The sequence below is a fragment of the Microcystis aeruginosa NIES-2549 genome (genome assembly GCF_000981785.2).
GTDB classification, from domain to species: Bacteria; Cyanobacteriota; Cyanobacteriia; order Cyanobacteriales; family Microcystaceae; genus Microcystis; species Microcystis aeruginosa_C.
In genome coordinates this window covers 3,111,724-3,131,405 of sequence record NZ_CP011304.1, presented here as the reverse complement: position 1 = coordinate 3,131,405, position 19,682 = coordinate 3,111,724, and the positions used below count along the sequence as shown (strand labels likewise).

Genomic DNA, 19,682 nt, shown 5'->3' with positions numbered 1-19,682 from the left:
AGCAAGTGCTAACTAACAGAAACCAGAAATTTGAGTTTTTATTAGAAAAAAAGTTAGCGATCACTTGTCAAGCAAGGGTTTCAGGATCTAGATTCGGTCAGGGATTTCCGAAAGTTCCCGAAGAGCGATAATGACTCTACTAGCCTAAAGATAGCAAAAAACCCGGCGGGAAAATCTCCCCACCAGGTCAAAAAGGCAAAAGTAAAGAATTATTTCTGATCGGCCTTTTTGCTTGACTTATCACCCATTTTGTACTTACGCAAGAAGCGATCGACCCGACCCTCGGTATCGATCATCTTCTGGGTTCCCGTATAAAAAGGATGATTACCCGACCAAACCTCCACATGAATTTCTGGTTTTGTCGAACCCACCGTCATCACCAGTTCACCATTACAGATCACCTTGGCTTCCGGATACCAAGTAGGATGAATTTTTTTCGGCATAATAAACCTCTCTATTAACCTAACGTTTCGAGTATTGAGGCGCTTTGCGCGCTTTGTGAAGACCGTATTTTTTCCGTTCCTTCGCCCGGGGATCCCGAGTCAGATAACCTTCACTCTTGAGGGGAGGACGATTTTCCGGGGCCAATTGACATAAAGCTCTAGCGACACCTAATTTCACCGCATCCGCCTGACCGGTCAAACCACCGCCCTCGGCCTTAACAATGATATCGTACTCGTTTTCTAGTCCCAAAGTCTCCAGAGGAGCCTTAATCGTCTGGATATAGGTGGGAATGCGATTAAAATGGGTTTCCCCGTCGCGACCGTTAACGGTAATTGCCCCCGTCCCCGGCACCAGACGCACGGAAGCGACCGCTGATTTGCGTCGTCCCGTTCCCCAATAAACTACCTTATTTTTACTGTCCGTGGCTTGCATTGACTTAATTTCCTCCTGCGGGAATCGTATTAATCGCTAAAACTTCCGGTTGTTGTGCCTGATGGGGATGTTCCGCACCGGCATAAACTTTCAGTTTCGTGAACAATTTCCGACCTAAGCTATTTTTCGGGAGCATTCCCTTAACAGCGTGTTCGATAATCCGTTCGGGAATGCGTTTTTGCAGTTTATCGAAGCTTTCTACCTTCATACCACCCGGTCTGCCGGAGTCGCGGCGATAAACTTTCTGTTGGCGTTTTTTGCCCGTCACCGTCACTTTTTCGGCGTTAATAACAATGACAAAATCCCCCGTATCCAGATGGGGGGTGAAGGTGGCTTTATTTTTGCCCCGTAGAATCATCGCGATTTCGGTGGCCAGACGACCTAGACGCTGATCGGCCGCATCAATGACGTACCATTTCTGCTCTAGAGTCTCTAAATTTGGTAGAGGTGTTTTGTTCATGGTCAGTTTGCCTTGGTTTACAAAAATAAACTTTGAATCTCTATGCTCGGAAATAATAAAGAGGCTGTGTCTCAAACCAGACGCTATCGGCAAAGGGAAAATCGGCGTAACCCACCCGCAGTAAACATAGTCCTTTAGCTGGTGCGGCGTATTTGACCAATTCTCGGCGCTGATTGACCCAGATGTCGGTAAAGTTTTCTAGCGATCGCTCACCCGTTCCCACCTCCACCAACATTCCCACCAATAGGCGCACCATCCCATACAAAAAGCCATTGGCTTGAATTTCCATCTGTACAAACGGCCCTTGACGGTAGCATTCCACCCCCTGTACTTCTACCCAAGAATGGTCACGACTAGAGTTAGCACGGTGAAAGGCGGCCAGATGGTGCTTACCCAATAAAGGACCCAAGGCCCTGGCCATCAAATCGGCATCGAGGGGACGATGGTAGTAGTGCCAACTAAAGGGGCTAACAAAGAGATTGGGGATGGGGTCGGTATAGAGGGTGTAACGATAACGTCGCCAGAGGGCCGAGAAACGGGCGTGCCAGCGATCGGGAACCCGGGCCGAGGCCCGAATGACGATATCGTCATCTAGCCGAGCATTGAGAACCTTGGCCCAATGGGCAGGTGGGATCGGACTCTGCTGCTCGAAATGGGCAACCTGGGCGGCGGCGTGAACACCGCTATCGGTACGTCCGGCCCCGTGCAGAGTGACGGCATGACCGAGAATATCGGCCAGAGCCTTCTCGATTTCTTCCTGCACGCTCCTGTGATGGGGTTGCCGTTGCCAGCCGTGGAAATTAGTTCCCACATACTGGATAACTAGGGCGATCCGCGACTGGGGGCAAGCTGTCATCGTTACATCAGTTCGATAATCGCCATGGGGGCATTATCCCCGCGACGGCGCAGGGTACGCACCACCCTGGTATAACCGCCGTTACGACCGCCATAACGGGTTTGGGCGCCTTCAAAGAGGGCGTGAACCAGTTGTTTATCGTAGATGTAGCCCATAGCTTGGCGACGAGCGCTCAGGGAACCGTCTTTAGCTAGGGTGATAATGTGGTCTACCTCTGCTCGCACCGCTTTCGCTTTCGCTAGGGTGGTGGTGATCTGACCGTGGCGAATTAGCTGGGTGGCCAAGCTGCGCAGCAGTGCCTTTCTTTGGTCAGCCGGCAGACCCAATTGAGGCACTTTACACCGATGTCTCATGGTATTTTCCTGGAATTGGGTTTACTTGCTTTTTTCTTGGGGTAGGGTGATTCCTAACCGTTTTTGTAGGGCTTCAATGACTTCTTCAGCCGATTTCTGCCCAAAGTTTTTGATTTCTAAGAGATCTTCTTGGCTGTAATCGAGGAGGTCGGCTACGGTGTTGATCTGCGCTCGCTTCAGACAATTGTAGGCGCGCACGGATAATTGTAGTTCCTCGATCGGAATTTGGTTTTCTTGGTTGATCTCTTGGTCGTCAAAGTTACTGGAGGATTCGAGGGCGTTGAGATCCTTGAGCGGGTTAAAGAGATTAACCAGCATATCGGCCGCTTGGGAAAGGGCTTCTTTGGGGTTAATGCTCCCGTTTGTCCAAATTTCTAAGAGCAGACGATCTCTAGCTTGACCGCTTTCGGAACGGATATCTTCGACGCTGTAGTTGACTTTGGTTACGGGCATAAAAATCGAGTCGATTTGCAGAAAGTCTAGCGAAGTGGCCTCCTCTTTACTGCGATCAATCGTCCGATAGCCTTTGCCTTTTTCCACGCGAAATTCCATCTCTAGCTTGGCCCCTTCGGCTAGGGTGGCGACGTACTGATTGCGATCAACTATCTCGATTTCTGAGGGTAAATCGAATTGTGCCGCCACTACTGTCGCCGGTCCAGTTGCCACTAAACGCCCGATCTGGGTTTGATTGGTGTAGCTTTTGAGGATGATTTCTTTCATGTTGAGCATGAGTTCCATCACGTCCTCGCGTACCCCCTCGACGGTGGCAAATTCGTGATTGACTCCCGCGATCCGCAGGGCCGTCACGGCCGCCCCTTCCAGATTGGAAATGAGAATCCGTCTCAGGGCATTACCTACGGTCGTACCCTGGCCCCTTTCTAGAGGCTCTAGTACAAACTTACTGTACTGACTCTGATTCTTGTAAGTTTTTGCTTCTACACACTCGATTTGAAATTGCGCCACCGATTGACCTCCCTTGTTCAGTTATCAGTTATCAGTTATCAGTTATCAGTTTTCTCTAGCGTTCAGCATTTAACGTTCAGCGTTCAGTTTTTTGATCAGATGGTCTTTGACGACCCGATTCTCCTGCTGATGTGCGAAAAGCTAACGGCTGCCGGCCTCAAGATCCCTGTCACCTGAAAAAGCTGTTCACTGTTTACACTCTCCGGCGTTTGGGAGGACGACAACCATTGTGGGGGATGGGGGTCACGTCCCGGATCAGGGTGATTTCTAATCCTGCTCCTTGCAGGGCCCGGATTGCGGTTTCCCGTCCCGCCCCAGGGCCGCTAACCATCACCTCTAGTTGACGCATTCCCTGTTCGATTGCTCGGCGGGCGGCGTTATCGGCGGCGGTTTGGGCGGCGAAGGGGGTTCCTTTTTTGGCTCCTTTAAAACCACTCGATCCCGCCGATGCCCAAGAGATCACATCGCCTTTGGTATCGGCGATCGTGACAATGGTATTGTTGAAGGTCGATTGAATGTGAGCGACTCCGGTAGGAATATTTTTCTTCTGTTTTTTCGGTCCGGTTTTTTTGGTTGGTCGCGCCATAGTTTTTCTTGATTGGGGGATATCGCAATGAATAAAAAATTATTTCTTGGAGGGGGCTTTTTTCTTCCCTGCCACTGTCACCCGACGACCGCGACGGGTCCGCGCATTGGTTCGCGTCCGTTGCCCGCGCACGGGTAATCCTAGCCGATGCCGACGACCTCGATAGGTGCCGATATCGGCGAGGCGTTTAATGTTCATCGCCTCCCAGCGTCTCAAATCCCCCTCGATTTGATAATTTGTTTCGATATAAGTCCGTAGCGCCGCCACGTCTTCATCGCTGAGATCCTTGACCCGAGTGTCAGGGTTAACACCCGTCGCAGATAAGACTTCTTGGGAACGCGATAGACCCACTCCGTAGAGGTAGGTCAGGGCGATTTCCACACGCTTATCGCGAGGTAGGTCTACACCAGCTATCCTTGCCACGCTTTTTCTTTCTCCCTATGAACGATTTTTTTTCCAAAAACGACTACAATTAACGGTAACGATTCTCTGCCCCAAGACAGTGACTTTGGTGGTTTAACCTTGTCTCTGCTTGTGTTTGGGGTTAGAACAAATTACCATGACTCGACCGCGCCGACGGATGACGCGGCACTTTTCGCACATTTTTTTGACAGACGCTCTAACTTTCATGCCTAAGTATTTTGGCAACACTGCAAGCTTATTATTATATCAGATTTCTTTTACTCGTGTCACCTATTTTTTTAAAATAAATTTGGCCGCTTATTAGACTTTTTGGCTTCTCTACCCCTATTTATCCCTATTTTTTTTGATTTTTCAGGCGATAGGTGATTCTGCCTTTGGTTAGGTCGTAGGGGGTCAGTTCCACCTTGACTCGATCGCCGGGGAGGATTTTGATATAATTACGGCGGATTTTGCCAGATATATGGGCTAAGACGTTGAAACCGTTATCTAAATCCACCCTAAACATGGCGTTGGGCAAAGATTCGGTGACGGTTCCTTCCATTTCGATGAGATCTTGTTTAGACAAAGTTAATTCCTCAAATTCACTGGGGACAATTTATTTAATGATTCGGGGCTCTCTTGGGTTTGGTGGTTAAAATGTATTCTAAGATACATTCCTCCCAGCGGGGGGTGGAACGAACCACAAAGACACAAAGGACACAAAGATTGATCAATCATATTGTAAGTTAAACTTATCACACAGAACCTAGTAGGAGAGCCGATTCGGCAGCAGCAACCGTGCTGTCACCACAGTTCCCCCAGTATAGCTTATCAGTGATCAGTGATCAGATGCGAGTTTTCAGTTCACAGCAAAAAAGCTCCCCATCTTCCCACTCCCATCCCCCGACTCTCCACCCCCATCTCCCCACTACTAGGCAGTATTAGGGAGTAATATTTAGATAATCAACAGCTTAACATTGCCGTCTTTTCACTGATTACTGATTACTGTTCCCTGAAAAGCTAGATTACTCGACGACAATTCGCCATTCATGGAGTTCGTATTCCACACAACCATTCTCGATTAAAGGATCACGAACTATAATTGCTTGAGCCTCCTCAAGAGAATCGGCCTTGAATAATAACATTCCGCCGCCCCTTTCTGCCCAATAACCGGTTTTTGCTTCTCGTCCTTGGCTAATTAAATCACGCACATAGTCCTTATGGGTGCTGACATAGCGATCAAAGGTAGTTTTATCAACAATGCCTTTTTCTATCTTGACAAACCAGGGCATAAATTCTCAGTAGGCTAGGACGGATTAACAACCCTATAATTATACCGATTAATCTTGGCCGTCGATGGTGCCATGTAACAGAGATATACAATTAGCTAGAGTTGTGGAAGACTGCTAGAATCGAGGTGACAGCTTCATTTCTGTAGCTTTGCTTGTTTCTATGAATCAACCCCAGGGATCTCTATTTTTTATTGCGCTTTTGCCGCCGCCAGAAGTACAGGAAATTGCCACAAAAATCAAGTTAGAGTTTGCAGAAATTTACAATAGTCGCGCCGCCCTGAAATCGCCTCCCCACGTCACTCTCCAACCCCCTTTCCGGTGGAATTTAGGACAATTAACGGATTTAGAAAGATGTTTAGAGGAATTTGCCCGCTTGCACTCTCCTATTCCCCTGATTCTCCGAGATTTTGCCGCCTTTAAACCGCGAGTCATTTATATTAATGTCCAGAAAACCCCAGAATTATTAACCCTGCAAAAACGGCTTTTACAGCAGCTAGAATCTTCCTTGAACATCAGCGATAATGCCTCAAAAAGCCGAGCTTTTTCGCCTCATTTAACCGTTGGCTTCCGAGATTTAACTAAAGATAATTTCTGGAAAGCTTGGTCAAAATATGCTAATCAAGAGCTATTTTTTGAGGTGATAATCGATGAAATTACCCTCCTAATCCATAACGGTAAGCACTGGGAAATTTATCGGCAATTTCCTCTATAATCCAGACCCTTGGGGGTTTCTGCGGGTGCATATCATTTTTGTAAATCTACTAAGTTGGGATTTTTAAGGGGAAACTCTCTGCTAAAATCGGGCGTTACTTTCGATTTTATCACTCAATCCAAGCTTTTGGGGGGTTCTACCCCCCAAACCCCCCGTTGGGGGCGTGGCGCCGCCCCCAAACCCCCCGCGCATTAGTTTTTCGGTGAGATGCTTACAGACAGCTGCTGATATATCTGTAATAATTTAAAAGTCACTGATAATTGCTGATTGTCGGTATTGCTGCAAGCGCGAGATAGACCCGATTTCTAGAGAGGAAGGGGTTATAGTGCTAAAATAGGAGAGAGCAGTTTTTAAAGCTTCATTTCTGGCTTTTTTGCGAAAATTTAACCTATAGAGCGATTTTATGGCGACTCCGCCGCCCTGAAACCTATGTTACTCAAAAATCCCCCGAAAATCTCCCCCAATCTGATCAAACAGTTAGAAGCGATCCTTGGCAAAGATGGAGTCATCCGTCGCAAAGATGAATTATTAACCTACGAGTGCGATGGTATCACAGGATACAGACAAAGACCCGCTCTTGTGGTACTGCCCCGCAGCACCGCCGAAATTGCAGCGGTGGTGAAACTCTGTCACGATAACGAGATTGCCTGGGTAGCGAGGGGTGCAGGTACGGGCTTATCGGGAGGGGCGTTACCCTTAGAAGAGGGGATTCTCATCGTCACGGCGCGGATGAATCAGATTCTCAGGGTTGATTTAGATAATCAAAGGGTGGTGGTACAGCCCGGGGTGATTAATAATTGGGTGACGCAAGCGGTAAGCGGGGCGGGATTTTATTATGCACCGGATCCCTCTAGTCAAATTATCTGCTCAATCGGCGGTAATGTGGCGGAAAATTCCGGCGGGGTTCACTGTTTAAAATACGGTGTCACTACCAATCACGTTATGGGCTTAAAAATCGTCCTTCCCGATGGTTCAATTATCGATGTGGGGGGGGCAGTACCGGAACAACCGGGCTACGATTTAACTGGTTTATTTGTGGGTTCCGAGGGAACTTTAGGCATCGCCACGGAAATCACCTTAAGAATCCTGAAAACTCCCGAGTCTATCTGTGTTTTACTGGCTGATTTTACCAGTATCGAGGCGGCGGGCCAAGCGGTGGCGGATATTATTAAATCGGGAATGATTCCGGCGGGGATGGAGATTATGGATAATCTCAGTATCAACGCCGTGGAAGACGTGGTGGCTACCGGCTGTTATCCCCGGGATGCCGAGTCAGTTTTATTAGTGGAATTGGATGGTTTAGGGGTAGAAGTAGCCAGGAATAAACATCGGGTTGCCGAGATTTGCCGTCAAAATGGGGCGAGAAATATCACTACGGCTAATGATGCCGAAACCCGCTTAAAACTCTGGAAGGGCAGAAAAGCGGCTTTTGCGGCGGCGGGGAAAATTAGCCCTAATTATTTTGTGCAAGATGGGGTGATTCCCCGCACTCAATTGGTCTATGTTCTTCAGGAAATTAAGGCTTTAAGTGAAAAATACGGCTATAAAATCGCCAATGTTTTCCACGCCGGTGATGGCAATTTACACCCGTTGATTCTCTACAATAACAAGGTAGAGGGGGCCTGGGAAGAAGTGGAAGAATTAGGCGGTGAAATTCTCAAACTTTGTGTGCGGGTTGGGGGCAGTTTATCGGGCGAACACGGTATCGGCATCGATAAAAATTGTTATATGCCCGCCATGTTCAATGAGATTGACTTAGAAACTATGGGCTATGTGCGGGACTGTTTTAATCCCAAAGGTTTAGCTAATCCGGGGAAATTATTCCCCACCCCGCGCAGCTGTGGAGAAGCCGCTAATGCAAAAATACAAGGGTTTGGGGGGGTGGATGTGTTTTAGGTTATCGGCAGTAATAGACCTCTTGCAGAAATCAAAAATCGTTGTTAGGGTTAGGAGTCAGTAGTCGGTAGTCAGTAGTCAGGAGAATTAAGAATGAATAACAATCAATTAAATGGTCTATTGACAAATTTTATGCCATTTAATCCTTATTTTTGCTGTTTTTGAACCCTGAAAAATTAATTAGGGTTGGCTGAATAAATGTGAAATGTAGGCAAGGTAAGGGTTTTGGGGCTTTTCTTGCGAAACAGGTGCAAGATTTTGAGAGAATCGTGGTTCAAAACCTTGCATCTTCATCGGCCCGCGTCCTGTAGGGGCGAAGCATTCGGGCAATAACCTATCGGTGAAACCGGAGATTTTCTATCCGAATGCTTCGCCCCTACTTTTTCAGCAAACCCTAATTATGCAAGAGGTTTAATGATTTTTCTGACTGATTACTGATTACTGATTACTGACTACTGATTACAGTCCAGCTTGGGGTCCTAGGGGCAGATTGATATTAGAGGGGAAAACCTGGACTTGTCTTTCCAGAAAGCGTTGAGTGATTAATTCTCGGAAAATCTCTAGGTCTTTTTGCCATTGTCCCAGAGATTGTTTGAGCAGATTTAATCGATCGCTGCCCTCGGCCAGATTATAGTTAAAGTTACCAGCAAATAATAGCGCCCCTAAAATTTTGCCATCGGGTAATTGCAATTTTGCCTCGTTAATCGCCAGGGATAGCTGAGAGGTTTCTAACTGATAAAATAGATTGATGCCGGCTTGTAGGGGGGCCTTACCGAAATTGTGCCAGGGACCGGGGGCGAGAAGAGTTTCGGTGATATATTTTTTAGCGGCATCGGGACTACTAGGGAAAGGAACAATACTTTTCGGCGCGATACCCAGGGCTTGATATTCGGCTAAAGGGAGTTTATCTAGATATAAAGCAACAATTTCTGGCAGTTTCAGGTTCAGGCTATCGGGAGAGTTAATTATCTCCACAAAGGTAATTTTCCGGGGTTGGGCGACGATGCTGATACCATTTTGAAAATTAACTTGAGCGTAATTAGGATTGAGTACCGGCTGGCCATTTAATTCCCAGTCGGGGGGAACTATTCCCGAATATTTGAGGAAATCAACCGTTAGCATGGCGGGATTGAGGCTTTTGGCTGTAATTGCGATGGAAAGTTCTTGTATTTCCCGCAAACTAACCAGAGGTTGATTGGAGTTATTGTCAGTAGTGGCAATCATCAATTTTCTCCTTGCATATTTAAGTTTTGTCTCTAGGGTTACAGTTAAATTATTCCTGGTCTCGGTGGCCTAGTCACTAATCAACTTAGACAAAGGACAAGAGAGCCATTCCAGATAAGTATTACTCAATTCTTTCACGGCTAATTCATAGAACCTCTGACCGTGTTCGGGAGTGGCTAAAGCAGGATTGGAACCCATACGACCATCGGGGTAGTTTTGGCGAAAATTAGCCGCACCGTAAATACCATGACCAGAAGCCACTTTTTCGGATAAAAAGGCGTTTTTAAGGCTCTCAGGGTAAAGATACTGAGTTAACGCCACTTCGCTCGGTGTAGCGTGAGAACCTTCCTGATCTCCATACAATTCTTTGGCTAAAAGATAAACATCTCGCACCATAAACCAATTGGCCACTTGACATTTAACCTCGTTTGTGTTAGGCAAATTAAGGGAATCCAAATGATAATAGGTTTCCGAAAAGGCTGCTTTTAGGGTAGCAATATTGCCCCCGTGACCATTAATAAAGAAAAATTGACGAAAACCGGCTCTAGCTAAACAAGTCACATAGTCAAGGATGACTTGAATCAAAGTGCTAGGACGAAGGCTAATTGTACCGGGAAAAGCCGTATGATGTAGGGCCATACCGACATTTAAGGTAGGTGCTACCATTGCTCCTACCTGTGTCCCTACTCCTTTAGCGATCGCCTCCGCACATAGAGCATCTGTACCAATTAGTCCCGTCGGCCCGTGTTGTTCCGTGGAACCGATAGGAATAATAATTCCCTGAGATTGTTCTAGATAGGATTCCACCTCTAACCAGGTAGATAACTGTAATAACATTCGGCTCTACCTCTCCAAAACGAGTGCGGGTTGACAAATTGAGATAAAATTGGGACGAATAATCAAGTATTTTTATGTTAACCCTTGACAACCCCCCCTTGTCGGCGAGTGCGGATTTCGTTCCCAATCATCGGATTTTAATCGTTGAAGATGAAGAAGTGATTCGGGATATGATTATTTTGGCTTTGGAAGAAGAAGGTTACGAGGCGCTCGGTGTTAGTGATGGTCGCGCTGCCCTAGAATTACTGCAAAGTCAAGAATCTCATCACGGTGAATCTCGGTTTGATTTGGTCGTTTTGGATTTAATGTTACCCCAAGTCAACGGTCTTGATATCTGCCGTCTGTTGCGCTATCACGGCAATATTATTCCGATTTTAATCTTAAGTGCTAAGGCCAGCGAAACCGATCGAGTTTTGGGTTTAGAAGTGGGTGCTGATGATTATCTGACTAAACCCTTTAGTATGCGAGAATTAGTCGCTCGTTGTCGCGCTCTCATTCGTCGTCAAGGATTTACTTCTCTAGCGGCTGCTCCCGTGCGGAAATTCCGCGATGTTTTTCTCTATACCCAAGAATGTCGGGTGACAGTGCGAGATGAAGAAATTAACCTTTCTCCTAAAGAATTCCGTCTCCTCGACCTATTTATGAGTTATCCGCGCCGAGTTTGGTCAAGAGAGCAGTTAATTGAACAAATTTGGGGACCAGATTTTTTAGGAGACACCAAAACCGTCGATGTTCACATTCGCTGGTTACGCGAAAAACTGGAAATCGATCCCAGTCAACCGGAATACCTGATTACTGTACGCGGTTTCGGTTATCGTTTTGGCTAGGTGAGCGATTATATTTTCAAGTTTAGCGATCGCCGCTCGCGCAGACAATGACTATTTTCGCTTTTATTTTCGGGGTAGTTTTAGGTTTGAGTATTTGTTATTGGCAAGTCTCACGCTTAAATAGAGAGTTAAAGCGAACCCTGAGCGCTCTCTCGGATTCGGCGGATTTGTCGGCTTCTTTTCCCGTTACCTCCCTAGTGCGTCGAGAATTACAGTTTCTCTCCCAAAGTCTGCAAGAGCGAGAAAAGAGCTTAGAAATTCAGAAATCCTTGCTAGAACGAGCGCCGATCGCCTATCTTCATGTAGATGCCGATAATCAACTGCTCTGGTGCAATCAACAGGCAATAACCCTCTTAAAACTCGATCGCTGGCAGCCAGATCAAGTGCGTCTGCTGCTGGAATTGGTGCGCTCCTACGAATTAGATCAATTAATTCAAGAAACTCGCCAAAAACAGAGTCCACAGGTGCAAACTTGGACTTTTTACCCGACTAATTATCCTGTCACTCCCATTAGCGATCACCAAGTGATTGCTCCTAAATCGATTGCCTTGAAAGGTTACGGTTATCCCTTGCCGGAAGGTCAAATCGGTGTATTTATCGAAAATAGACAGCCTTTAGTGGAATTATCGCAAAATCGCGAACGAGCTTTCTCTGACTTAACGCACGAGTTACGCACTCCCTTAACCTCCATTTCTCTCCTCACCGAAGCTTTACAAAAACGCCTGCAAGCTCCCGAAAGACGCTGGTTAGAACAAATGGCGAAAGAAGTGGAGCGTTTGAGTCAATTAGTCTGCGATTGGCTAGAAATCAGTGAATTACAAGCGGATGCTGGTCGATCTTTACAATACCAGATGATTAATCTACAGGATCTAATCACCGCCGCTTGGCAGACTGTCACCCCAATAGCCGCCCAAAAACAGATTAGCTTAGATTATTCCTCTCCGGTGGATTGGACGCTGGAAGTGGATCATGCTCGTCTGCTGCAGGTTTTCCTGAATCTCTTTGATAATGCCATCAAGTATAGTCCCGATCGAGGGACTATACGCCTAGAAATTCGGGAAATATCCGACACTATCGGGGAAAAATTGCTTAAAATTGACGTTATCGACAACGGCAAAGGATTTAACGAAGCGGATCTACCCTACGTTTTCGATCGTCTCTTTCGCGGTGATCCTTCCCGCACCCGTCAAAAACAAGGCACAAAGGATCATAGTACCGGTTTAGGTTTATCGATTGCCAAAGAGATTATTCAAGCCCATGGCGGTTCGATCATCGCTAAAAACGATCCTAACACCGGGGGCGCTCGCCTACAAGTCACTCTCCCCCGTCAAAAAAAGGCGGTGGGGTGATGGGGTTGGGGTGTGGGGAGAAAAAAATCTGTCAAGTTCTCTAGACAACCGTGCAAAATCTAAAATTTTCTTGTTATGACTGTAGAGAAAGAGTAGTTTTATGTTAAGCGAATCTGACCGTGAGCCTATCCAAAGAAACCAATCATCCCGATCGCACCTATTTCGCTCGTTCTCTCCAGCGATTGGAGCAGGATGTGCTGAGAATGGGAACCTTGGTCGAAGAATCCTTTCGTCTTAGCCATCAATCCCTCTTTGCTAGGGATTTAGAAATGGCGAAAAAAATCCCCCCCCTTGACAAGGAAATCGATCGCTACTATCGTCAAATCGAGTTAGATTGTGCCACTCTCATGACTCTACAGGCTCCCGTAGCCCAAGATTTGCGGCTTTTAAGTGCTTTTATGCAATTAGTGCGCGATTTGGAACGGATCGGCGATTATGCTAAGGATTTAGCCGAAATAGCACTCAAGTTATTCGCCTATACTCCCCACGATTGTATGGGTGAGATCGAGGCTATGTCCCACCATGCTCAGTATATGTTAGCCACGAGCCTTGTCGCTCTGGCCGACCTCGATCAAGAAGCCGGTCCAAAGGTCAAAGAACTAGATAATACAGTCGATCGAGCCTATGACTATCTTTATCACACTCTCGCCCATCAAAGAGATATTAAGGGTGTGGTGGAACCGATCCTGCTGATGGCTTTACTAATCCGTCATCTGGAACGTATGGCCGATCACGCCACCAATATCGCCCAAAGGGTATCCTACATCGTTACCGGACAGAGAGGCTGAGGGTGCGGGGGTCTTGAGTTGATTTCTCTCGAACTCTGGCCTGCGCTTTTAGCGTTTACGACTCAGAGGGTTAAAAATTTCACTTAACCCCTCTCCCAAGAGGGATAAACCCACCACCATCGTGGTCATTGCTAATCCGGGGAATAAAGTGGTCCACCAGATGCCTGTAGATAAATCCGCCAAAGCTTCCTTGAGATCATGACCCCATTCCGGCACTTCTTCTGGTAATCCTAAGCCTAAAAAGCCTAAACCGCCTAAAACCAGGATCGCATCCGCCGCGTTGAGGGTAAAAAGAACCGGGACACTCTGGATGACATTAAAGAAAAGATATTTTGATAATATACGACCCGGACTAGCACCGATCGCTCGTGCCGCTTCGATAAATAACTCATTTTTTACGCTGGCGGTTTGATTTCTGACCACGCGAAAATATTGGGGAATATAGGCAATGCTAACAGCGATGGCGACATTGAGGATACCACGACCCAAAACGAAGGCCAGAGCCACCGATAATAATAACCCCGGCAAAGTGTAGAGGGTATCCATGAGGAAGAGGAGAACGCGATCGATCTTACCCCCCAAATAACCGCTAATTAACCCTAAAGGAACCCCGATGACTAAAGATAATCCTGTGGCCAAAAATACCACGGACAAGGCCGCCCGGGCCCCGAATAGGGTGCGGGAAAAGACATCATAACCGCGCACATTCGTCCCGAACCAATGCCCAGAACTGGGGGCTTGTAGGGGATAATTGCTTAAAATGTCGGTTGGATCCTGAATCAGGCCGATCGCTTGCAGAAGGGGCGAAAACAGGGCAATCAGGATAAAAATAATTGTCAATAGCAACCCAACCCCTAGGAGCTTAGTAGTTAGGTTGGGTTTCAGAAAAGGAGCGATCGGCAATTTAACAGGAGTCATCGACAAAATTTAGCCATTGCATAGAACGCTAATTGTACAAGAGCAGTGTTTTTTCAAACAGCCGGGGCCGAAACGACCATAAACCAGAGCAAGACTGCTAAAGCTAAAACAGTGAGTTTAATGAGGATATAAAGCAGTCCGTTGGGATAAAGGAGATCGTGAAACATATTGCCTCCTTGGGAGAGTAGCGATTGTCTCTCTCTATCTTTGATCTTAAGTCTTTCTCGGTTCAGCTGACGCACAACTTAACAAAACGTGCGATTATAGGGAAAAAGATTTTTTTACTAGCTATGGCACTACTGACCACAGGAAAACCATTTATTCGCGATCTGGAACAATACGGTGCTTTAGGTGTTTACGCACCCTTAGAAGGAGGTTACGAGGGACGCTATCAAAGACGTTTACGGGCCACTGGTTACAATGTCCTACATATCACCGCTAGAGGTCTGGGCGATTTAAGTGCCTATCTTACCGGCATTCATGGAGTCCGTCCCCCCCATTTAGGTAAAAAAAATATTGGTCGGGAAGCAGCCGTGGGACCAGTTTATTTTATTCCTCCCATTGCTACCTATCAATTGGAAAATTTACCACCCAAATCTAAAGGTTTAGTGATTTGGATTATTGAAAGTTTTGTTTTATCCTCGGAAGAAAAACAATACTTAATTAATCTTAGTCAACAGGAACCCCGGTTAAAATTTGTCCTCGAGTTGGGTGGGGAAAGATATTTCCGTTGGCAACCTTTGAGCAAATCTTTAGTCGCTGCCTAGAATTACCGAAATAACACGGGTACTAAAATATCCCTCCCTCAAACCCTCTCCCCGGAGAGGGAAACTTCAATTCTTGAGAGTTTGTTGTTCCTCCCTTACCCTTTGCTATTCATTTTGAGAACTGATATTACCTCAAGATATAGCTAGAATCCCGTAGATTGCCAGCGCTGAAAGCGCCAAGGTTTTAACCAATAGGCTTTTATCTGTCTATTTCCTTCTTTCCAAGTGCATTGAATCTGAGAATTAGCAGGATTCGCACCACATTGGGGCTGAAGATTCAAAATACTGGAGATTTCGCTAGGATTAATCTGAGGATCGGAACCAAAACTTTTTTCGGCAATTCTTCTCTCCACTGCCACCTTATTAGTGGGAGTCAGATGGAAATAATCAGACTGGGTAAGCAAAATCGAAGATAATAGAGTTTCAAACATTGTGATTAATCGCAACCTCAGAGATAAAACCAATAGACATCTTCAAAATTTATAACCTAATCATAGCTTGCTTGGGTGCGTCTTATTTTTGTCAATCTACTACGTTGGGATTTTTAAAGAGAAAGTCTCCGCTAAAATCAGGCGTTACTTCCGATTTTATCACTCAATCCTAGCTTTGGGTGGGTTCTCCTCCTTGCCTAAAAAGACTTTTAGCCTTGGGATAATATTAGGTCGATGCCTCATCTATTTATTCCCTTTTTCCAGGGTAAGCTCATCTAATTTGGTATAAATTGTACTTGACAAAGATTTCTAAATAGGGTAGGAAAATCGCTGTAATTGTTTTTAAAACTCCCGAAAAAATTAAGCAACTAGAGCCTAATTCTGGAGATTTTTTGATGAAACGAGTTATCGCTATTGCTGGGGATACCATTGAAATCCGCAGGCGTAAAGTTTATCTCAACTGGCACGTTATCGAGGAACCCTACACCGCCGAGTTAGTCAATTATGAAATAGAATTTATGACTATACCCCAAAAACCCTGTTTGTTTTGGGAGATAATCGTAACCATAGTTTTGATTCCCATACTTGGGTTTTTTTGCCCGAAAGTCATATCCTTGGTCAAGTCTATAGCGTTTTTCAGTCTGCTGAGGTACAAAAGTTATGGGTTTTAGGCAAAAGGCAAGAGGCAAAAGTCAAAAGGGAAGAAAAATATGTGTACCTCACTAGCTTAGGAAACGCTATATAAAGTTTACTGGCCCCTCGATCGTGTCCAGTCTTTGCTATGATGGGGATGACTGGGGTAATTTTGATCCTAGCTCCTCCAGTTAGATTAATCTGGGGATTGTTAGATAATTATAACATTCCCAACCTCTGGAAATGTTCCCGAAAAATTCCCACTGGTCTTAGAGAATCAAATTCAATTTTTTCTCGATCAATATGATCTTAAAATTTCCTCAAAATCTGAAAATTCAGCAAATAATATTATTAGTATTCTGCCTAGTAATAGGGATATTTTTCTGGTGGTTATCGTGGCAATCCACCGGGATGAGCCAAATTCAACGCCCCGAAACAGTTGCTCAACAAATTTACCAAGCAATGCCAGATTTACCGAAAGAAAACAACTATATCCGTCGAGACACAGGAGCGATTGATCCGAATAATACTTTAATAAGTCGCTTTCTTCGTTATCATCAAGACACCAAAAAAAGGTTTACTCTCATCCGTTTTGATTGGCAATTAACCCTAGGAGATTATCTAGGAGTGAACGAGAAAATCAGCGAAGAAAACTATCCCGGACAGGCCACCCTTACCGTTAATCCCATGGCCGCCGATATCAAAGCTATTAACAGTCTTAATCGTCGTCAACGGCAGCAGTTAGTCACCCTTCTAGTCGAAATTTATAACCCCGCCATTCTCCCCCAAGAAACCCCCAATCCTAGCCCTTCTCCTAGTCCTTCTCCCCGTCGTCCCTCTTTATCAAAACCAGGAGATGCTGACCTATTAAAATTCTAGAAAATTATGGAAAAAATTCTCAAATATGGTTCGGGTTGGCGACTGGGTTGGAATCCTACGGCAGCCGTTTATAAAGGATTAATTGGTGGCGATGATTGGGCGATGGAATTAACCGAGGCTGAGTGGCAAGATTTGCGTCGGTTACTATCACAATTGACCGCAACTATGGCAGCCATGGCCACAGAATTAATGGATGAAGAAAGTATTGCTTGTGAAGCGGAAAGCGAGCTTTTATGGTTAGAAGCGGCAGGATTTCCCGATCATTATTCCCTGCGATTTATTCTCTATCAAGGTCGCGGTTGTGAGGGCAATTGGTCGGCCACTGCCCTGCCAGAGTTGCTCGCCGCTTGGGACAATTTGCTTTACAATTTTTAAGAAAGCGGTGGACATAAGTTAATTTTTGTTTCCCCCTCTTGACTTTTTGATTCCCCTGTGCTGCCATGATTGCCCATCCGAGGACGAAGACCGATAATCTCACCTACACTCCGCCCCCATTGCTGAAAAACGGTTTTGCCATGACTCTCTATGTGTCCCTCAAAGCGCGAGAAACCTGGCAAAATACGATCGCTATTCCCGAACCAGTCTATCAAGAAACCATTTTCACCGGGGCCAATGCCGTCCCTATCTACGCGATTGTTTCCATTCCCCCGCAAGCAAAAGGAACAATTATCGGGACCTACGGCATCACGGGAGACTTAGATAATCAATGGTTTTTAAGGATTTTAGGCAGAAAAGCCGTAGCAAGAAACTACGCAGTCGTCCTCTTCGATTGGCGGGCCCACGGGAAGACAGCCGAATTATCCCCGACTCTCACCTCCGATGGCATCTATGAAGGGCTAGATTTCATTCATATTGCCGCCCAAGCTCAAAAAATGGGCTGTCCTGCCCCTTTTTGGTTCACAGGTTACTCTCTGGGGGGACAATTGGCCCTCTGGGGAATTAAATCGGCAGATAATCAGGAAGATATAGGGATAGATCCCGTCGATATCGGTGGTGGTGCGGTAATTTGCCCTAATTTAGATTCTAATCGTTCTTTATCCTATCTCGTCCAGGATCCCTGGGGGAAACATTTGGAAAAAGCGATCGCCAGGGAATTACGCAAGTTAGCCAAACGCATCCATAAGGCTCATCCCGATCATATCGATCCCGAAGCAATTACTCGCGCCACCACGATTGCAGGATTCGATCGAGAATTAGTGATTAAAAAGCTAGGATTTGAGACAGTCTATGACTATTATGCCGCTAGTAGTCCCTTGCCCTTTCAACCCTATTTAACTAAACCCACTTTTATCCTCTATGCGGCCGATGATCCCCTCTTTTCCCCCGCAGTTATTCCCGATCTGCAAGCAGCGATCGCCGATAATCCCCATGTGGATCTACTCTTAACCAACCATGGCGGTCATGTGGGTTATATCAGCAGTTTATCCTGTCAGCGTCAGTGGGGCGATAGCGATCGCTGGTGGGCATGGAATCGGGTTTTAGACTGGTTTGACCAAAAAACTGGCAAATAAGAGCTAATTTCTAGGATTCAAAGGCCGCTAGAAACTCCTCCAACTGCTGCCGAGTCGGTTGGGATGCGATCGCTCCTGCCCCCCTTGTCACCATTGCCCCCACCGCACAGGCATAAATCACCGCCTTACGCGCTAAATCGGCATTTTCCCCGATTTGATCGCCTCCAAGAGCGGCACGAGCTAAAAAACCAGCCACAAAGCCATCCCCCGCCCCGGTTGTATCCACTACCTCCCCGGGAAAAGCCTCGACAGTGCCGCTATTTTCGCCTAAATGATATTTACAACCTTTTGCGCCGCCAGTAACCAGAATTGCCTCTAAATTGGGGTATTGTGATGATATTCTGACGGGGGTATCAGTGCCAAATAACCATGCTGCTTCTTCCTCGCTACATTTGAGCAAATCGGCCCGGACGATAAAATCTCGAATTCGATCGGGAGCGGCCTCAAGATTAGGCCAAAAAACCGGCCGCCAGTTGATATCGACCAATACTTTCACCGCGTAAATTTTAGCTAATTCGAGGGCGCGTTGCATTGCGCGGCGGGAAAGGGGATAGGCTAACCCTAGGGTTCCCATCACGAGATAATCGGCATTTTTAAACATATTTTCGGGTAATAGGTCAGCATTAAGGGCAGTGTCGGCAAAATCCGTCGTTTTTCTGCCGCCAAAACCCGCAAAATGTCTGTCTCCCCCAGCATCGCGGGTGACATAAACTTCTCGGGTGGGTAGGGTGGCATGATACTGTACACCAGTGGTATCGACTCCGAGAGCGTCTAGCAAGGCGATTAACTGTTCTCCTGGTTGATCTTTGCCCACACAACCGATAAAAGCCGAATTTATGCCCAATTTTCGCAATCCACAGGCCACGTTTGCCGGCGCACCCCCGGCATAGGTTGTCCAAGAAGTCACCTGCTCTATAGCGCGATCGCTTTGATCGGCAATTAGATCATAGAGGATTTCCCCTAAACAAATGACAGACACCGGCGAAGATCTTTGATTGTTAAGCATGGCTGTGGGGTGTGGGAAACTTTTTTCAGTGATTAGTAAACAGTAAACAGTAATCAGTGAGGTTCTTCGTTACTTGGTATGATTCGATCAGGGGGCATAAATCGACTAAATCCTTA

The 19,682-nt window shown here is 46.3% G+C and carries 26 protein-coding genes and 1 pseudogene; 11 read left to right on the top strand and 16 right to left on the bottom strand.

The features are described from left to right. Positions 1-209: 209 nt before the first annotated feature. The 11 genes from rpmE to myaer_RS15325 form a co-directional block, all read right to left on the bottom strand. Positions 210-443, bottom strand: coding sequence for a 50S ribosomal protein L31 (gene rpmE, locus myaer_RS15375; RefSeq protein WP_002760058.1), 234 nt, complete (start codon positions 441-443; stop codon positions 210-212). Positions 444-462: 19 nt separating this feature from the next. Continuing rightward, on the bottom strand, positions 463-876 hold the full coding sequence (rpsI, locus tag myaer_RS15370; RefSeq protein ID WP_002737094.1) for a 30S ribosomal protein S9: 414 nt from the start codon (positions 874-876) through the stop codon (positions 463-465). 4 nt (positions 877-880) lie between these two features. Beyond that, positions 881-1,336: a 50S ribosomal protein L13 gene (rplM, locus tag myaer_RS15365; protein WP_002735375.1), complete on the bottom strand. Its 456-nt coding sequence runs from the start codon at positions 1,334-1,336 to the stop codon at positions 881-883. A gap of 40 nt (positions 1,337-1,376) precedes the next feature. Further along, entirely contained in the window at positions 1,377-2,192 is an 816-nt protein-coding gene (gene truA / locus myaer_RS15360) for a tRNA pseudouridine(38-40) synthase TruA (protein ID WP_046662742.1), read from the bottom strand. Between the two features lie 2 nt (positions 2,193-2,194). Next, positions 2,195-2,545 carry a 50S ribosomal protein L17 gene (rplQ, locus tag myaer_RS15355; protein ID WP_046662741.1) on the bottom strand — a complete coding sequence of 117 codons (351 nt, stop codon included), beginning with the start codon at positions 2,543-2,545 and terminating at the stop codon, positions 2,195-2,197. Between the two features lie 21 nt (positions 2,546-2,566). Then, positions 2,567-3,508: a DNA-directed RNA polymerase subunit alpha gene (locus myaer_RS15350; protein WP_046662740.1), complete on the bottom strand. Its 942-nt coding sequence runs from the start codon at positions 3,506-3,508 to the stop codon at positions 2,567-2,569. Positions 3,509-3,701: 193 nt separating this feature from the next. Next, a complete protein-coding gene (gene rpsK / locus myaer_RS15345; RefSeq protein ID WP_002735413.1) occupies positions 3,702-4,094 on the bottom strand; it encodes a 30S ribosomal protein S11 in 393 nt (130 codons plus the stop codon). A 39-nt stretch (positions 4,095-4,133) separates the two neighbouring features. Next, entirely contained in the window at positions 4,134-4,517 is a 384-nt protein-coding gene (gene rpsM / locus myaer_RS15340) for a 30S ribosomal protein S13 (RefSeq protein ID WP_002735415.1), read from the bottom strand. Positions 4,518-4,610: 93 nt separating this feature from the next. Further along, on the bottom strand, positions 4,611-4,724 hold the full coding sequence (rpmJ, locus tag myaer_RS15335) for a 50S ribosomal protein L36 (protein ID WP_012593611.1): 114 nt from the start codon (positions 4,722-4,724) through the stop codon (positions 4,611-4,613). 127 nt (positions 4,725-4,851) lie between these two features. After that, positions 4,852-5,082 (bottom strand): translation initiation factor IF-1, encoded by a 231-nt coding sequence (gene infA / locus myaer_RS15330; protein ID WP_002737109.1) that lies wholly within the window; start codon positions 5,080-5,082, stop codon positions 4,852-4,854. Positions 5,083-5,521: 439 nt separating this feature from the next. After that, entirely contained in the window at positions 5,522-5,788 is a 267-nt protein-coding gene (locus myaer_RS15325) for a YciI family protein (RefSeq protein WP_046662739.1), read from the bottom strand. Between the two features lie 160 nt (positions 5,789-5,948). Here myaer_RS15325 and myaer_RS15320 point away from each other — a divergent pair, with 160 nt between their 5' ends. Beyond that, complete coding sequence (locus tag myaer_RS15320; protein ID WP_008199737.1) at positions 5,949-6,500, top strand: 2'-5' RNA ligase family protein; 552 nt, start codon at positions 5,949-5,951, stop codon at positions 6,498-6,500. A gap of 429 nt (positions 6,501-6,929) precedes the next feature. Beyond that, positions 6,930-8,396 carry a glycolate oxidase subunit GlcD gene (gene glcD, locus myaer_RS15310; protein WP_046662737.1) on the top strand — a complete coding sequence of 489 codons (1,467 nt, stop codon included), beginning with the start codon at positions 6,930-6,932 and terminating at the stop codon, positions 8,394-8,396. Positions 8,397-8,855: 459 nt separating this feature from the next. Here glcD and myaer_RS15305 read toward each other — a convergent pair whose 3' ends face one another. After that, on the bottom strand, positions 8,856-9,620 hold the full coding sequence (locus tag myaer_RS15305; protein ID WP_046662736.1) for a hypothetical protein: 765 nt from the start codon (positions 9,618-9,620) through the stop codon (positions 8,856-8,858). A gap of 69 nt (positions 9,621-9,689) precedes the next feature. Next, positions 9,690-10,457, bottom strand: a complete 768-nt coding sequence (locus myaer_RS15300) for a creatininase family protein (RefSeq protein WP_046662735.1) — start codon at positions 10,455-10,457, stop codon at positions 9,690-9,692. 74 nt (positions 10,458-10,531) lie between these two features. Between myaer_RS15300 and myaer_RS15295 the strand changes: the two genes are divergently transcribed. The 3 genes from myaer_RS15295 to phoU all read left to right on the top strand — a co-directional run bounded on the left by myaer_RS15295 (position 10,532) and on the right by phoU (position 13,421). Continuing rightward, complete coding sequence (locus myaer_RS15295; protein ID WP_046662734.1) at positions 10,532-11,284, top strand: response regulator transcription factor; 753 nt, start codon at positions 10,532-10,534, stop codon at positions 11,282-11,284. A 47-nt stretch (positions 11,285-11,331) separates the two neighbouring features. Further along, the gene (locus myaer_RS15290; protein WP_046662733.1) at positions 11,332-12,633 is read left to right on the top strand and encodes a sensor histidine kinase; all 1,302 of its coding nucleotides are present in this window, start codon (positions 11,332-11,334) and stop codon (positions 12,631-12,633) included. A gap of 119 nt (positions 12,634-12,752) precedes the next feature. After that, positions 12,753-13,421: a phosphate signaling complex protein PhoU gene (gene phoU / locus myaer_RS15285; RefSeq protein WP_046662732.1), complete on the top strand. Its 669-nt coding sequence runs from the start codon at positions 12,753-12,755 to the stop codon at positions 13,419-13,421. 48 nt (positions 13,422-13,469) lie between these two features. On the opposite strand, the gene myaer_RS15280 is transcribed toward phoU, so the two are convergent. Further along, on the bottom strand, positions 13,470-14,339 hold the full coding sequence (locus myaer_RS15280; protein WP_046662731.1) for an ABC transporter permease: 870 nt from the start codon (positions 14,337-14,339) through the stop codon (positions 13,470-13,472). Positions 14,340-14,629: 290 nt separating this feature from the next. Between myaer_RS15280 and myaer_RS15275 the strand changes: the two genes are divergently transcribed. After that, entirely contained in the window at positions 14,630-15,106 is a 477-nt protein-coding gene (locus tag myaer_RS15275; RefSeq protein ID WP_002735370.1) for an NAD(P)H-quinone oxidoreductase subunit N, read from the top strand. Between the two features lie 143 nt (positions 15,107-15,249). On the opposite strand, the gene myaer_RS15270 is transcribed toward myaer_RS15275, so the two are convergent. Next, positions 15,250-15,537: a hypothetical protein gene (locus myaer_RS15270; RefSeq protein WP_046662730.1), complete on the bottom strand. Its 288-nt coding sequence runs from the start codon at positions 15,535-15,537 to the stop codon at positions 15,250-15,252. 326 nt (positions 15,538-15,863) lie between these two features. On the opposite strand from myaer_RS15270, the pseudogene myaer_RS22545 reads away from it, so the two are divergent. From myaer_RS22545 to myaer_RS15250, 5 genes and pseudogenes are all read left to right on the top strand, one after another. After that, a pseudogene (locus tag myaer_RS22545) lies at positions 15,864-15,977 on the top strand (S26 family signal peptidase); the annotation flags it as partial. 107 nt (positions 15,978-16,084) lie between these two features. After that, the gene (locus myaer_RS22540; RefSeq protein ID WP_046662729.1) at positions 16,085-16,282 is read left to right on the top strand and encodes a S26 family signal peptidase; all 198 of its coding nucleotides are present in this window, start codon (positions 16,085-16,087) and stop codon (positions 16,280-16,282) included. Between the two features lie 191 nt (positions 16,283-16,473). Next, positions 16,474-17,049: a hypothetical protein gene (locus tag myaer_RS15260; protein ID WP_046662728.1), complete on the top strand. Its 576-nt coding sequence runs from the start codon at positions 16,474-16,476 to the stop codon at positions 17,047-17,049. 6 nt (positions 17,050-17,055) lie between these two features. Further along, positions 17,056-17,424, top strand: a complete 369-nt coding sequence (locus myaer_RS15255; RefSeq protein ID WP_046662727.1) for a DUF1818 family protein — start codon at positions 17,056-17,058, stop codon at positions 17,422-17,424. Between the two features lie 65 nt (positions 17,425-17,489). Continuing rightward, a complete protein-coding gene (locus myaer_RS15250) occupies positions 17,490-18,560 on the top strand; it encodes a YheT family hydrolase (RefSeq protein ID WP_046662726.1) in 1,071 nt (356 codons plus the stop codon). A 10-nt stretch (positions 18,561-18,570) separates the two neighbouring features. Here the strand turns inward: myaer_RS15250 and myaer_RS15245 are convergent, their stop codons facing one another. Beyond that, positions 18,571-19,566, bottom strand: coding sequence for a carbohydrate kinase family protein (locus myaer_RS15245; protein ID WP_046662725.1), 996 nt, complete (start codon positions 19,564-19,566; stop codon positions 18,571-18,573). Positions 19,567-19,682 lie beyond the last annotated feature (116 nt).

Bases quoted from the DNA above. Each gene is read 5' to 3' on its own strand.
- rpmE (WP_002760058.1), bottom strand. From the start codon at position 443: ATGCCGAAAAAAATTCATCCTACTTGGTATCCGGAAGCCAAGGTGATC.
- rpsI (WP_002737094.1), bottom strand. From the start codon at position 876: ATGCAAGCCACGGACAGTAAAAATAAGGTAGTTTATTGGGGAACGGGA.
- rplM (WP_002735375.1), bottom strand. From the start codon at position 1,336: ATGAACAAAACACCTCTACCAAATTTAGAGACTCTAGAGCAGAAATGG.
- truA (WP_046662742.1), bottom strand. From the start codon at position 2,192: ATGACAGCTTGCCCCCAGTCGCGGATCGCCCTAGTTATCCAGTATGTG.
- rplQ (WP_046662741.1), bottom strand. From the start codon at position 2,545: ATGAGACATCGGTGTAAAGTGCCTCAATTGGGTCTGCCGGCTGACCAA.
- rpsK (WP_002735413.1), bottom strand. From the start codon at position 4,094: ATGGCGCGACCAACCAAAAAAACCGGACCGAAAAAACAGAAGAAAAAT.
- rpmJ (WP_012593611.1), bottom strand. From the start codon at position 4,724: ATGAAAGTTAGAGCGTCTGTCAAAAAAATGTGCGAAAAGTGCCGCGTC.
- myaer_RS15325 (WP_046662739.1), bottom strand. From the start codon at position 5,788: ATGCCCTGGTTTGTCAAGATAGAAAAAGGCATTGTTGATAAAACTACC.
- myaer_RS15320 (WP_008199737.1), top strand. From the start codon at position 5,949: ATGAATCAACCCCAGGGATCTCTATTTTTTATTGCGCTTTTGCCGCCG.
- glcD (WP_046662737.1), top strand. From the start codon at position 6,930: ATGTTACTCAAAAATCCCCCGAAAATCTCCCCCAATCTGATCAAACAG.
- myaer_RS15305 (WP_046662736.1), bottom strand. From the start codon at position 9,620: ATGATTGCCACTACTGACAATAACTCCAATCAACCTCTGGTTAGTTTG.
- myaer_RS15300 (WP_046662735.1), bottom strand. From the start codon at position 10,457: ATGTTATTACAGTTATCTACCTGGTTAGAGGTGGAATCCTATCTAGAA.
- myaer_RS15295 (WP_046662734.1), top strand. From the start codon at position 10,532: ATGTTAACCCTTGACAACCCCCCCTTGTCGGCGAGTGCGGATTTCGTT.
- myaer_RS15290 (WP_046662733.1), top strand. From the start codon at position 11,332: ATGACTATTTTCGCTTTTATTTTCGGGGTAGTTTTAGGTTTGAGTATT.
- myaer_RS15280 (WP_046662731.1), bottom strand. From the start codon at position 14,339: ATGACTCCTGTTAAATTGCCGATCGCTCCTTTTCTGAAACCCAACCTA.
- myaer_RS15275 (WP_002735370.1), top strand. From the start codon at position 14,630: ATGGCACTACTGACCACAGGAAAACCATTTATTCGCGATCTGGAACAA.
- myaer_RS15270 (WP_046662730.1), bottom strand. From the start codon at position 15,537: ATGTTTGAAACTCTATTATCTTCGATTTTGCTTACCCAGTCTGATTAT.
- myaer_RS15260 (WP_046662728.1), top strand. From the start codon at position 16,474: ATGATCTTAAAATTTCCTCAAAATCTGAAAATTCAGCAAATAATATTA.
- myaer_RS15255 (WP_046662727.1), top strand. From the start codon at position 17,056: ATGGAAAAAATTCTCAAATATGGTTCGGGTTGGCGACTGGGTTGGAAT.
- myaer_RS15250 (WP_046662726.1), top strand. From the start codon at position 17,490: ATGATTGCCCATCCGAGGACGAAGACCGATAATCTCACCTACACTCCG.
- myaer_RS15245 (WP_046662725.1), bottom strand. From the start codon at position 19,566: ATGCTTAACAATCAAAGATCTTCGCCGGTGTCTGTCATTTGTTTAGGG.